This is a genomic window from Nonomuraea sp. NPDC005650 (genome assembly GCF_040605375.1).
Lineage (GTDB): Bacteria > Actinomycetota > Actinomycetes > Streptosporangiales > Streptosporangiaceae > Nonomuraea.
Genome location: NZ_JBEXCR010000018.1, coordinates 121,128 through 133,676, shown reverse-complemented (window position 1 = coordinate 133,676; position 12,549 = coordinate 121,128). Strand labels below are relative to the sequence as shown.

The window sequence follows — 12,549 nt, the reverse complement described above, 5'->3', positions numbered from 1 at the left end:
AGCAGGGGATTGGCGGACACACCCGAACCTACGCCGGTGCCTGTTTCGGTCAAGGGTTACTTACCACGAACCACCCTGGCGATGATCGCCACCAGCCCCGCGAACGCCAATCCCAGCACCAAGACGCCGATCAGGACCAGCGGATCCGTGATCGCGCGTGTCACTATGAGAATGCCCAGAACGACGAAGAGCACACCGCTGAGCAGGGCCATCCAGTCGGTGCGGTGCAGGCGCCGCCGCTCTACCTCACGCGGCACGCCGCACCTCCATGTCCCCGAGCCCGCCCCGCAGGTTGAGGATGATCGTGGGGACCTTGCCGTCGGGCTTGATCTCGGGCTCAAGCACCTTGTTCCAGCGCACGTCCACGCCGCCCCTGACCGAATGGTCGAGCTTGACGTCGCCGACCTTGTTGGTGGCGTGCACCTCCACCCTGGCCGTCGGCGGCACGATCACCATCAGCTCGCCCATCGTCACCGCCGCGTTGAACGTCACCTCGCCGCCCGGCTCCAGCTTCAACTCCGACAGGTCCAGCCGCCCGTCGCCGACGCCCACGTCGTACAGCATGCTCGACTGGGTCACGCTGGTCGGCGTCCACTCCGACTCGCCGATGTTCCTGGGGATGCCCCCGAGCACGAAGCCCAGGGCAACGATGACCGCCACCAGCGTCCCCGCGGCCACCAGCCCGGCCCCGCGTCCCCACCAGGCGGCGACCAGCAGCCCGGCGCCGATCGTGATGAGCACGGTGCCGCCGATGATGGTCGGGCTCACTCCGGCGGCCGACCTGGCTTGGACCGCCACGACGATCCCTCCAATGATGATTGCCAGCAGGATGGTGATGGCGCCGATGTACGACTTCGGACGCCGCTTCCGCTCCTTCTTGGGGATCGGACGGCCGTACAGGGCGGGGTCGTACGGCGAGTAGCCGGTGGCCCGCCTGGCCGGGTCGAGCGGCTGGTAGGGGCCGCTCGGCGCGAACGGCTCGCCGTAGGGGGTGTAGTCGGCGCGGGTCCTGGGCTGCGGCTGGTACGAGGGGACCCGGTGCTCGGCGGTGACCTTGGCGTCCTCGCCGGTGGGTCGGCGGGGGGCGGCCTCGTGCACCCGGGTCGGCGGCTCCTGCTCCTCAACAGCCTCCGGCCCCCGCTGAACCGGCTCCGGAGCGGCGGCCTCCTGGACTGCGGCCTCCTGGACCGGCTCCGGGGCGGCAGGCTCCTCGACCGGGGGCGTGGGCTTGACCGGCGCTGCCCCCGCAGCCGGTGTGGCCTTGACCGGCGATGGTTCCGCAGTCGGCGTGGGCCTGACAGGCGATGGTTCCGCAGTCTGTGTGGGCCTGACGGGCGAAGGCCCCGCGGTCGGCGTCGGCCTGACCGGCGGTGCCTCTGGAGCCTCTGGAGCTTCAGGAGCAGCAGCCGTCTGCCTCCTGCTCAGCCGTTCGGGCATCGAGCGGGCCAGCCCCACCAGATCCACCCCGCTGGAGTGGGCGGCGAGCAGCGAGACGGCGAGCAGGACGCCCACCACCAGGGTGCCCGTTTCGAGCCACACCGTCGCCAGGTTGAGCGCCAGCCCGAACGCCAGCACCGCCGTCAGCAACGCCATCACGGTCTCGGCGTCGAAGTCGCGGCGCGTCCACTGCTCGATGATCCCCGGCCGGCCGTTCGGCTCCTTCATCAGCAGGAACGCCGCGAGATAGAGGAACAGCCCGATGCCGGAGCCGAGCACAAGCGCGGCGAAACCCACGCGGAACACTACGGGGTCGATGCCCGTGCGCCGCCCAAGACCGGAACAGACGCCCATGAGGAAGCGCCCCTCGCTGCTGCGTCGCAGCGACCGGGGCGGGGCGGCCGGCTCTTTGGGCGGAGCTTCTGTCATGTCACCATCGTGGACCTACGCGTGGTGTGCTCGCATCCGGGACACCCCTGACCCGACCCGGGGGTTGTTCCCTGATGCCCGAGGTGCCCCCGACATGTGACTATGGCCATGTTATGGCTGACCAGAAGACTCTCGCCGAGCCGACCGGCGACGCGCCCTATCGGCGCCTCATGCGCCCCATGGAGGGCCGCCTGCTGGGCGGCGTCGCCCAGGGCCTCGCGGCGCAGCTCGCGCTCGATCCCGTGGTGATCAGGCTGATGTTCGTACTGCTCAGTGTGGTCGACGGGGTCGGCATGGTGGCGTACGCCGTGTTGTGGATGGTGACGCCCCGCCAACCGTACGAGGGGCAGCCGCCGCAGCGCGACTGGAGCCAGCTGGCCGCGTTCAGCGCGATCGGGGTGGCGCTGTTCGCGGCCAGCTGGCTCACGGGGGCGTCGCAGGGCGGGATCGGCATGCTGCCGTTCGCCGTGGGCGGGATCGGAGCGCTGATCCTCTGGCAGCAGGCCGACCCGGAACGCCGCAAGAGCTGGGTGCAGGGCGCCACGTCGAGCATCAGGAAGAACCGGGTTCGCACGCTGCTCGGCGTGGTGCTCGTGGTGATCGGCGCGGCCGGCTTCCTGTACGCCGAGGGCGAGCTGGCCCAGGCCAGGCCCGGTCTGCTGTTCACCGTCGTCGTGGTCGGCGGCCTGGCCGTCATCGCCGCCCCCTGGCTCGCCGGCCTGTGGAAAGAGCTGCAACTGGAGCGGCGCGAGCGCATCCGCCAGGAGGAACGCGCTGAGGTGGCCGCCATGGTGCACGACTCGGTGCTGCACACGCTCACGCTCATCCAGCGCGTCGCCCACGATCCGCGCGAGGTCACCCGGCTGGCCCGCGCCCAGGAGCGCGACCTGCGCAACTGGCTCTACCAGCCCGCCCAGGACGCCGACGCCACCGTGGCGGCCGCCGTACGCAGGATCGCGGCTGAGGAGGAGGACGCGCACGGGGTGCCCATCGAGGTCGTCTGCGTGGGGGACATCGCCCTCGACCCGGCGGGCAAGCTGGCCGCCCAGCTCAAGGCGGCCCGGCAGGCGATGGTCAACGCGGCCAAATACTCTGGGAGTCCATCCATTTCCGTTTATGCCGAAGTAGAGGGTGAAGAGGTCACGATTTTCGTGAAGGATCGTGGCAAGGGATTCGACCTCAACGCGGTACCACTCGACAGGATGGGCATCAGGGAGTCCATCATCGGGAGAATGGAACGCCACGGAGGCACGGCCAGGGTGCGTACCTCCGTCGGTGAGGGTACGGAAGTGATGTTGACGATGAAGGTGGAGAAGGCATGACGCGGGTGTTGATCGTCGACGATCATCGGCTGTTCCGCTCCGGCGTACGCGCCGAGCTGGGCGACTCCATCGAGGTGGTGGGCGAGGCCGAGGACGTGGAGACGGCCGTCAAGGCGATCGCCGAGCACCAGCCCGACGTGGTCCTGCTGGACGTCCACATGCCGGGAGGCGGGGGCCAGGAGGTGCTGCGCCGCGTCCTGGGCGCGGGCTCCCCGGTGCGTTTCCTCGCCCTGTCGGTCTCGGACGCCGCCGAGGACGTCATCGGCGTGATCCGGGGCGGGGCGCGGGGCTACGTGACCAAGAACATCAGCGGCAAGGAGCTGACGGACGCCATCCGCCGGGTGGCGGAGGGGGACGCCGTCTTCTCACCGCGCCTGGCCGGCTTCGTCCTGGACGCCTTCGCCTCGTCCGAAGCACCGTCCATCGACCCCGAGCTGGACTCCTTGACGCAGCGCGAACGCGAGGTGCTGCGCTTGATCGCGCGAGGCTACGCGTACAAGGAGATCGCCAAGGAGCTCTTCATCTCGGTCAAGACCGTAGAAACCCACGTCTCATCGGTCCTGCGCAAGCTCCAACTCTCCAACCGCCACGAACTCTCCCGCTGGGCCACCGCCCGCCGCCTCGTCTAACCCACCCTCACCCGCACTCCACCTCACTACCGCCCACTCTCACCGCCCACCTGCCCCTGCACTCGCCACACCCCACCCTCACCGCCCACCGGCACCCCTCACCTCGCTACCACCACCCGCACCCTCACCTCATCACCACGCCCGCACCCTCGCGCACTCCAGCACCATGCCCCCGCGGCCCGCTCCACCGCGCCCCCGGCCCCGCGCCCCGGCCCGCCCTCGCGCCCGCCCCACTGTGCCGCGCCCACCCCACTGCGCCGCCCAGCCCGTACTCCGCCGTCCCGGACCCGCCGCTCCTTGCGTCCACAGCACCCTGTGTCGGCACGCACTCCCAGGCCCCGCAGTCACCCCAAGCGCTCCCACACCACGCGCACCCCAGCACATCCCCCACCCGGCACCCCCCGCCGCGCGCGCGATTTCCCCCTGGGGCGGGTGTTCACCCGTGCCAGGTTTGGAACGTTACGTGATAGTTATCAGGGATGTGCCCACAAAACTCCCGCCCCAGTTGTCACACATAAAGGAGAAAAAGCACCCAGCCCAGGAGTAGCCCCCTTGAATCGCGTCCCCCGGATGCTGTCGGCCCTGGTCGCACTGGCCGCCGTGACGGCCTGTGCGGCGGAGAGCGTCCACGTCCCGCAAACGCAGCAAGCCTCGGTGGTCCGGGCCGCCGGCGCTTCGGGCGTCACGGCCCCGGTAAAGACCCCGGCCCCGGAGAAGAAGGTCAAGCTCGATATCGCCGACATAACCCCAATGGGGGAGAAGTCGGAGAAGGTAGGCGTCGGCTTCCCCATCATCGTCACGTTCGACCGCGATGTGAAGGACCCGGCGGCCGTGGAAGCGCTGCTGGAGGTGGAAGCGGAGAAGCCGGTCGACGGCGCCTGGCGCTGGGTCTCGAAGCGCAAGGTCATCTACCGGACGAAGACATACTGGAAGCCTCACCAGAAGGTCCTCTTCACCGCCCGCCTGTCGCAGCTCCCCGGCAACACCGGTGCCAAGGACGTCTCCCGCCGCTTCGCCGTCGGCACGTCCCAGATCTCCGTGGTCAACACCCGTTCCCACCAGATGAAGGTCTACCGCGACGGCAAGCTGGCCAAGAAGATCCCGATCAGCGCAGGCAGGGGCGGGCTGATCAGGAACGGTGTGGACGTCTACCTCACCACCAGCGGAGTTCACCTCACCATGGGCAAGACGGCCATGGAGACCATGACCTCCTCCTGGATGGGCGTGACGGACCCCAAGGATCCGCGCTACTACAAGGAAGAGATCCCGTGGGCGGTCCGCATCTCCGACAGCGGTGAGTACGTCCACCAGAGCGCCGGCTACTACCAGTTCCTCGGCCGCTCCAACCAGAGCCACGGCTGCGTGCGGGCCACCCCCGCCGGGGCCAAGTGGTTCTACGGCATCGCCCAGCGCGGCGACGTCGTCAAGATCACCGGTACGAAGCGCAAGCTCCAGTGGAACAACGGCTGGAGCTACTGGCAGCTGAACTGGACCCAGTGGAAGAAGGGCAGCGCGCTGAAGAGCTGACCCAAGAAGGGCCGCCCCCCGGCAAGGGGAGCGGCCCTCTCAAGTCAGGCCCTCGGACGGCGTCAGAGCTTTTCGATGGGTGCGTAGGCCAGCAGCAGCGTCTTCTCCCCGCCGCCCCCAAAATCGATCTTGACCTTGGTCTTCTCCGCCACCCCGTCCACCGACACCACCGTGCCCAGCCCGAACGCGTCATGCGTCACCCGGTCGCCGGGCGCCAGCGAAGGCACCTTGCGCCCGCCGGTCTTGGCGGGTGCGGGGCGGGCGGCCGGCTCCTTGCGGGTGGCCGCGCTCCAGGCGGACTTCTCCGGATCCGTACGCCAGTCGATGAGCTGCCCCGGCACCTCGTTCACGAACCGCGAGGCCGGGTTGAACGACGGTGCCCCCCAGGAGCTGCGCACGGCCGCCCGGGTGATGTAGAGCCGCTTCTGCGCCCGGGTGATCCCGACGTACGCCAGCCGCCGCTCCTCCTCCAGCTCCTTGGGCTCCCCGAGCGAGCGGATGTGCGGGAACACCCCGTCCTCCATGGCCGTCAGGAAGACGACGGGGAACTCCAGCCCCTTGGCCGTGTGCAGGGTCATCAGCGTGACGACCCCCTGCCCGCCGTCGGCTTCGGGGATCTGGTCGGCGTCGGCCACGAGCGACACCTGCTCCAGGAACTCCACCAGCGTCCCCTCCGGATTGGCCTCCTCGAACTCGGAGGCGACGGAGACGAGCTCGTTGAGGTTTTCCAGGCGGGACTCGTCCTGCGGGTCCTCCGACACCTCCAGCTCGGCGCGGTAGCCGGTGGCCACCAGCACCTCCTCGGCCAGCGCCGACGGCGGCATGCCCGCCGCCTTGGCGATCAGCTCCTCGATCAGCGCGACGAACTCGCGTACCGCGTTGAGCGAGCGCGTGGCCATCCCGTACGCCTCGTCGGCCCTGCGCAGCGCGTCCCAGAACGAGATGCGCTCGCGCGTCGACAGCGCCTCGACCATCGCCTCGGCGCGGTCGCCGATGCCGCGCTTGGGCACGTTGAGGATGCGGCGCAGCGACACCACGTCGGCCGGGTTGGCCAGCACGCGCAGGTAGGCCAGCAGGTCCTTGACCTCCTTGCGCTCGTAGAAGCGCACGCCCCCGACCACCTTGTACGGCAGCCCGGTGCGGATGAAGATCTCCTCGAACACGCGGGAGGCCGCGTTGGTCCGGTAGAAGACGGCGACCTCGCCCGGCCGGACGTCTTCCTCGTCGCTGAGCCGGTCGACCTCCTGGGCCACGAACATGGCCTCGTCGTGCTCGTTGTCGGCGACGTACCCGACGATCTTGGGCCCGTCGCCCTGGTCGGACCAGAGGTTCTTGGGCTTGCGCGACTCGTTGCGCGCGATGACCGCGTTGGCGGCGGCCAGAATGTTCTGGGTGGAGCGGTAGTTCTGCTCCAGCAGGATAGTGCGCGCGTCGGGATAGTCGCGCTCGAACTCCAGGATGTTGCGGATCGTCGCGCCGCGGAAGGCGTAGATGGACTGGTCGGCGTCGCCCACCACGCACAGCTCGGACATGTCGGCGCCCGACCGGACCAGCTCGCCGTCGGTCGTACGCAGCTCGGGATGCCCGACCAGCTCCCTGATCAGGATGTACTGGGCGTGGTTGGTGTCCTGGTATTCGTCGACCAGCACGTGCCTGAACCGCATCCGGTAGTGCTCGGCCACGTCGGGGAAGAGCTGGAACAACGTCACCGTGTTCATGATGATGTCGTCGAAGTCCATCGCGCCGGCCTCGGTCAGCTTGAGCTGATAGGCCTTGTACGCCTCCGCCAGCGTCTTCTCCAGATGCGAGCCCGCCTTGTCGAGCGCGGTCTCGTAGTCGATCAGCTCGTTCTTGAAGTTGCTGACCTGGGCCGAGAACGAGCGCGGCGGGTAACGCTTCGGGTCGAGCTCCATCTCCCTGCAGACCATGGCCATGAGCCGCTGCGAGTCGGCCTGGTCGTAGATCGAGAAGCTCGACGGGAACCCCAGCCGCTTCGCCTCCCGCCGCAGGATGCGCATGCAGGCGCTGTGGAACGTCATCACCCACATGGCCCTGGCCCGCGGCCCGACCAGCTTGTCGATGCGCTCCTTCATCTCGCGGGCGGCCTTGTTGGTGAAGGTGATCGCCAGGATCTCGCCTGGGTGCACCTCCCGCTCGGCCAGCAGGTACGCGATGCGATGCGTGAGCACCCGCGTCTTCCCGGAGCCCGCCCCCGCCACGATGAGCAGCGGACTGCCATGATGGATCACGGCCTCGCGCTGCTGAGGGTTGAGGCCGTCGAGCAGAGGGTGGTCAACAGAGACTTCGGTCGGCACCTACCTAGGTTAAGACTCTCCACCGACAATCGGCGCCCGGAATGCCGTCGGCAGGGGGCGGGTTGTCCTTTTCGTAAAGCCTCAGAAAGGGGAGCCATGCTGCCGGAAGCCGAGATCAACCGGGTCCTCGTGGTGACCGCACACCCAGACGACGTCGATTTCGGTGCGGCCGGCAGCGTGGCGCTGTTCGTCGACAAGGGCGTCGAGGTCACGTACCTGCTGGTCACGGATGGTGACGCGGGTGGCAACGAACGCACTCTGGACAACTCCGGCATGGCCGAGCTCCGCAGGACCGAGCAGCGGGCCGCCGCCAAGGCGGTCGGCGTCACGGACGTGCGTTTCCTCGGCTACAAGGACGGGCTCGTGGTGCCCTCGATCGAGCTGCGGCGTGACATCTCCCGCGTGATCCGCCAGGTCCGCCCGGATCTGGTCATCACCCACCACCCCGATCGCAACTACCGCAACGTCGCGCCCAGCCACCCCGACCACCGCGCGGTGGGCGGCTCCGCCCTGGACGCCGTCTACCCGGACGCCCGCAACCCCTACGCCTTCCCGGAGCTGCTGCGGGATGAGGGCCTGGAGGCGTGGACCGTACGTGAGGTGTGGCTGACGGGCGGCTCGACCCCCGACCACTGGGTGGACGTCACCGAGGCCATAGACCGCAAGCTCGCGGCCTTGCAGTCACATGTGAGCCAGGTCGCCCACGTGGAAGGCTTCGCCGACTTCGTCAGGACCCGCTTCGCCGCCTGGGCCGAACAGGCCGGTTTCGGCTCGGACCACTACGCGGAGGCCTTCCAGGTCGTGCCCACGGGCTGAGCCCTTCCTAGGGCACGGAGCCTGGGGACACGACCCAGAGCGAGGGCCGGCCGGTGGCGTCGGAGATGGTGTCGAAGTCCCGGTCGGCCGGTCGAAGATCCGCCGGTGTGGCCGGAATGCTTACGTTCGGTTACTTTCGCTTGGCGGCGAGGCGGGCGAAGAGGTAGCCGAAGGAGTTGGTCGCCAGGTGCAGCATGGCCGGGGTCAGGAGGCCGTAGCGGCGCCGGAGCTCGCAGAACAGCACCCCGGCCGCCGCCGTGGACGCCACGCTTCCCGCCACCACCCGGGCGGTGTCCAGGCGGGCGGTGGTCTCGGCCGCCGTCAGGGCGCCGAGGGCGGGGTTGGCGCGGGCCATGTCGATGGCCGGGAGGATGTGCCAGAGGCCGAACAGGGACGACGAGATCGCCGTGGCGGCCACCGTGCCGTGGCTCTTGCGCAGCATCGCGTACAGGGCGCCCCGGAAGCCCACCTCCTCCAGCAGGACCGTGCCCATCGGAACCTGGAGCAGGGCCTCCTCCAGGACGCGGGCGCGCGAGAGCGACAGGGCGCGCTCGTCGTGAAAGAGCGGCCTGGTGCGGGGGTGCGCGATGCCGGCGGTGTAGACGGCCGCGACCGCCGCCGCCAGCGCGCCTCCCGCCACGGCGCCGCGCCGGCCGTGCTCGAACCCGAGCTCCTGCCACGACAGACCGGACCTGCGGGCCGTCGCGACCAGGGCGGCGGTCGCGGCGGCCGAGGTCAGGGGGGCCAGGCGGGGGGCGACCTTGTTGTTCAGGACGTTGGCTGCGGCGAGGATCGCGATTGAGCGGAGCAACACCCTTGCCAGGCTACGTCGCGTCCTTCCTGCCCGCCTGCCTCTTCCTCATCACGTCGGGTTCGCGTCGGTCGCCCGGCGTCAGGAGGCGGCCGGGCGGCGCCAGCCGTTGGGGAAGCGACTGCGTCGGCGCTCCTCCGGGGTCAGGCCGCCCCAGATGCCATCCGACTCGCCGGAGCGTAACGCGTACTCGCGGCACTCCTCGATGACCTGGCAGCGCGCGCAGACCGCCTTGGCGCGGGCCTCCTGCAAGGGGGTGGGGGCGAGGGGGAAGAAGAGGTCAGGGTCGCTGGATCTGCACGCACCCCTTCGCAGCCAGCCGATCTCCTCCAGTTGCATGGGTCAACGGTAGAGCTTGGGCATGATCAGATACATCATCCTCTGGGTTGACCCGCGTATACATCCCGGAGTCCGATCCGCGCCCGTCACGTACATCGTCGGTCAGCTCGGGTGCCGGTCAACTCGGTCCCGGCTGCCAGCGTGAGGCCCTGGTGGTGTGGGCCCCGGGTGGCGCGGCTCCCTGGGGTAGTGCGGGTCATTGGGGTGGTGTGGGTTCTGGGGTGGGTGTGGGTCCCGCGTGGTGCGTGTCCCTGGGGTAGTGCGGGTCATCGGGGGGCGGGTTTCGGGGTGGCGCGGGTCTCGGGGTGATGTGGGTTCCGTGTGATGTGGGTCCCTGGGGGGTGAGGGTTTCGGGCAGGGTGGGCGGGTGGTGGTCAGCAGGCGTTCACGCCGTTTCGGTAGCCGGTGGCGAACGACGCCTGGCGCTGCTCGGCCGTTCCGTGTGCCGAGGGGTTGAGCCAGTCGTCGGTCGGGTCGCCCGCCGCCTCCAGGCTCAGGAGCAGCTCGTCCTCGTCGCCCTGCTGTGCCTGGAGGGTGCCCGAGCCCACGAGCGCCGAGAGGGTTCCGCCCGCGTAGCAGTCGGCCTGGAGCTCCATTTGTACGTTGAGCTGGAAGTTCGTGTTCAGCTGGGCCTGGATCGCGTGCCCGAACTCGTGGGGAATGATCACATAGACCGACCCGTCGCCCATCTCGTTCCAGAGCGAATCCATCCATGTCTGGTCAAAGGCGATGAAGTGGCCGATGGGGCAGTAGAAGGCGTTGTTCGGGACGGCGGGCTGGTTGCCGCAGCTCGGTCCGGAGTTGCCGGAGTAGGGGATGAAGTCGGCGATAGGCCGATAAGTCCGGCCGCTCTGCTGGAACTGCTGCGTCCAGAACGCCTCCGTCAGCGTACGGGCGGTCCGTACGTCGTCCTCGAACGAGTCGGCCCCCTCGGTGTCCATGGACGACGGCCTGGTGAGGCCGCAGGCGCCGACGGCCAGGAGGGCCAGGGCGAGGGCCAGGATGCGCTTCACGGGGTTCACACGTCCCAAGTGTGCACGGGGTCATTGGTGTGCATCCGCTCGATGTACTCGAGCGTCATGGACCGCAACGCCTCGTGCCGGTCCCCGGAGATCCTTTCATGCGCGCGTACGCGTTCCACCTGCCAGTTCGCTCCCGTACGGCCGGTCAGGCAGCGCCCCTCGATGATGCCGAGCAGCCGGTCCGCCACGGGACCGTCCACACCCCAGCCGGCCAGCCCCTCGCGCGCCATGGGCAGCAGGCGGCGAAGGATCAGTTCGGCCGCCGGCACCTCGCCCATGCCCGGCCAGTACAGCCGCGCGTCCAGCCCCTGCCGGGCCGCCGCGCCGAGGTTGTCCTCCGCCGCCTGGAACGACATCTGGCTCCAGATCGGCCGCTCGGCGTACGGCAGCATGCGCATCAACCCGTAGTAGAACGCCGCGTTGGCCGCGATGTCGGCCACGGTGGGCCCGGCGGGCAGGACGCGGTTCTCGACGCGCAGGTGCGGCACGCCGTCCACCACCGCGTACACCGGCCGGTTCCACCGGTAGATCGTGCCGTTGTGCAGGGTCAGCTCGTGGAGGTGGGGGATGCGGCCCTGTTCGAGCTCGGAACGGGGGTCCTCGTCCTCGCACAGGGGCAGCAGGGCCGGGTAATAGCGGACGTTCTCCTCGAACAGGTCGAAGACGCTCGTGATCCACCGCTCCCCGAACCACACCCTCGGCCGCACGCCCTGCGCCTTCAGCTCGGCCGGTCGCGTGTCCGTGGCCTGCTCGAACAGCGTGATCCTGGTCTCGCGGTGCAGCTCCTTGCCGAACAGGTACGGGGAGTTGGCCGCCACCGCCACCTGGGGTCCGGCGATGGCCTGGGCCGCGTTCCAGTTCGAGGCGAACGCGTCGGGGCTGACCTGCAGATGCAGTTGCACGCTCGTGCACGCGGCCTCGGGGGCGAGGCTGTCCGCGTGGGTGTCCAGGCGTTCGACGCCCTCGATGGACAGGTGCAGGTCCTCCCCGCGAGCCGCGAAGATCTGCTCGTTGAGCAGGCGGTAGCGGGGGTTCGCGGAGAGCGTGCCCTCGCTGATGTCCTGCTCGCGCAGCGTGGGCAGGATGCCGATCAGTACGAGGTGGCCGTCCTGGGAGCGGGCGCGCTCCTCGGCGTGGTTGAGCCGCACCCTGACGTCGTCCTCCAGGCGGAGCGCGCCGTCGCCGCCCAGCTCCTGCGGCTCGATGTTGATCTCGATGTTGAACTGTCCCAGCTCCGTCGCCCAGTCCGGCTGCTCGATCGCGGCGAGCACCTGGGCGTTGCGCATGGCCGCCTCGCCGTACGCGTCCACGATGTTGAGCTCGATCTCCAGGCCGGCGAGGGGGCGTTCGTCCTCAAATCGGGACTCGCGCAACATCTGGGCGAAGACGTCGAGGCATCGATACACCTTTTCCCGATATTTCCGTCGGTCGTCCCGGCTGAAGATGACGCTTGGCACGTCTCTGCCCATACCAGGAAATGTCGCACGCCAACGCCAGGGCCAACAAGCCCAGATCGCCACCCTGCGAGCGTGGCGACAGCGAAGGGCATGGTGGTGGCGGGCGCGGTGATGTGCAGGGGTGTGGTGGCGGGCGCGGGGTGGGATCTGGGCACGGTGGTGAGCACTGTTGCCGTCTCAGGGCGAGGCGATGGGGCTCGCGATATGGCGGCGGCGCGGCGATAGTGCGGGGCGTGGTGGGGGCGTGGCGAGGTGGTCGGGGTGGAGTGGCAGGGCGGCGTTAGGTGTGGGGTGTGGTGGCAGGGCGGTGTTGGGTGCGGGGTGTGTGGGCGGGTGCGGTTTTGGGGCGTGGAGGCGCTTGAGGGTTAGGGCTTGGCTGTGAGGGGTGGGGGCGTGCCGAGCGAGGCTTGGGGAGTGGGTTGTGCCGAGCGGGGCCGAGGGCGGC

The 12,549-nt window shown here is 69.4% G+C and carries 11 protein-coding genes; 4 read left to right on the top strand and 7 right to left on the bottom strand.

Annotation, left to right across the window (positions count from 1 at the left end):
* Window positions 1-56 precede the first annotated feature (56 nt).
* Window positions 57-257: a hypothetical protein gene (locus ABZS69_RS30000; RefSeq protein WP_355378440.1), complete on the bottom strand. Its 201-nt coding sequence runs from the start codon at window positions 255-257 to the stop codon at window positions 57-59.
* Entirely contained in the window at window positions 247-1,866 is a 1,620-nt protein-coding gene (locus tag ABZS69_RS29995) for a PspC domain-containing protein (protein ID WP_355378438.1), read from the bottom strand. The genes ABZS69_RS30000 and ABZS69_RS29995 overlap by 11 nt, the downstream gene beginning before the upstream one ends.
* Before the next feature lie 113 nt (window positions 1,867-1,979).
* Here ABZS69_RS29995 and ABZS69_RS29990 point away from each other — a divergent pair, with 113 nt between their 5' ends.
* The 3 genes from ABZS69_RS29990 (at window position 1,980) to ABZS69_RS29980 (ending at window position 5,344) form a co-directional block, all read left to right on the top strand.
* Window positions 1,980-3,188, top strand: coding sequence for a PspC domain-containing protein (locus ABZS69_RS29990; RefSeq protein WP_355378436.1), 1,209 nt, complete (start codon window positions 1,980-1,982; stop codon window positions 3,186-3,188).
* Window positions 3,185-3,817 (top strand): response regulator transcription factor, encoded by a 633-nt coding sequence (locus tag ABZS69_RS29985; RefSeq protein ID WP_355378434.1) that lies wholly within the window; start codon window positions 3,185-3,187, stop codon window positions 3,815-3,817. Before ABZS69_RS29990 ends, ABZS69_RS29985 begins: the two co-directional genes overlap by 4 nt.
* Before the next feature lie 552 nt (window positions 3,818-4,369).
* Entirely contained in the window at window positions 4,370-5,344 is a 975-nt protein-coding gene (locus ABZS69_RS29980; protein WP_355378432.1) for a L,D-transpeptidase, read from the top strand.
* A gap of 62 nt (window positions 5,345-5,406) precedes the next feature.
* Here the strand turns inward: ABZS69_RS29980 and pcrA are convergent, their stop codons facing one another.
* Window positions 5,407-7,629: a DNA helicase PcrA gene (gene pcrA / locus ABZS69_RS29975; RefSeq protein WP_355378625.1), complete on the bottom strand. Its 2,223-nt coding sequence runs from the start codon at window positions 7,627-7,629 to the stop codon at window positions 5,407-5,409.
* A 126-nt stretch (window positions 7,630-7,755) separates the two neighbouring features.
* Here pcrA and ABZS69_RS29970 point away from each other — a divergent pair, with 126 nt between their 5' ends.
* On the top strand, window positions 7,756-8,475 hold the full coding sequence (locus ABZS69_RS29970) for a PIG-L deacetylase family protein (protein WP_355378431.1): 720 nt from the start codon (window positions 7,756-7,758) through the stop codon (window positions 8,473-8,475).
* Window positions 8,476-8,605: 130 nt separating this feature from the next.
* On the opposite strand, the gene ABZS69_RS29965 is transcribed toward ABZS69_RS29970, so the two are convergent.
* The 4 genes from ABZS69_RS29965 to ABZS69_RS29950 all read right to left on the bottom strand — a co-directional run bounded on the left by ABZS69_RS29965 (window position 8,606) and on the right by ABZS69_RS29950 (window position 12,104).
* Complete coding sequence (locus tag ABZS69_RS29965; protein WP_355378429.1) at window positions 8,606-9,289, bottom strand: CPBP family intramembrane glutamic endopeptidase; 684 nt, start codon at window positions 9,287-9,289, stop codon at window positions 8,606-8,608.
* A gap of 78 nt (window positions 9,290-9,367) precedes the next feature.
* Entirely contained in the window at window positions 9,368-9,625 is a 258-nt protein-coding gene (locus ABZS69_RS29960; RefSeq protein WP_355378427.1) for a WhiB family transcriptional regulator, read from the bottom strand.
* A 374-nt stretch (window positions 9,626-9,999) separates the two neighbouring features.
* Window positions 10,000-10,647, bottom strand: a complete 648-nt coding sequence (locus ABZS69_RS29955) for a neutral zinc metallopeptidase (protein WP_355378425.1) — start codon at window positions 10,645-10,647, stop codon at window positions 10,000-10,002.
* Window positions 10,644-12,104: a glutamate--cysteine ligase gene (locus tag ABZS69_RS29950; RefSeq protein ID WP_355378423.1), complete on the bottom strand. Its 1,461-nt coding sequence runs from the start codon at window positions 12,102-12,104 to the stop codon at window positions 10,644-10,646. Before ABZS69_RS29950 ends, ABZS69_RS29955 begins: the two co-directional genes overlap by 4 nt.
* Window positions 12,105-12,549 lie beyond the last annotated feature (445 nt).

Bases quoted from the DNA above. Each gene is read 5' to 3' on its own strand.
- ABZS69_RS29970 (WP_355378431.1), top strand. From the start codon at position 7,756: ATGCTGCCGGAAGCCGAGATCAACCGGGTCCTCGTGGTGACCGCACAC.
- ABZS69_RS29960 (WP_355378427.1), bottom strand. From the start codon at position 9,625: ATGCAACTGGAGGAGATCGGCTGGCTGCGAAGGGGTGCGTGCAGATCC.
- ABZS69_RS29990 (WP_355378436.1), top strand. From the start codon at position 1,980: ATGGCTGACCAGAAGACTCTCGCCGAGCCGACCGGCGACGCGCCCTAT.
- ABZS69_RS29995 (WP_355378438.1), bottom strand. From the start codon at position 1,866: ATGACAGAAGCTCCGCCCAAAGAGCCGGCCGCCCCGCCCCGGTCGCTG.
- ABZS69_RS29985 (WP_355378434.1), top strand. From the start codon at position 3,185: ATGACGCGGGTGTTGATCGTCGACGATCATCGGCTGTTCCGCTCCGGC.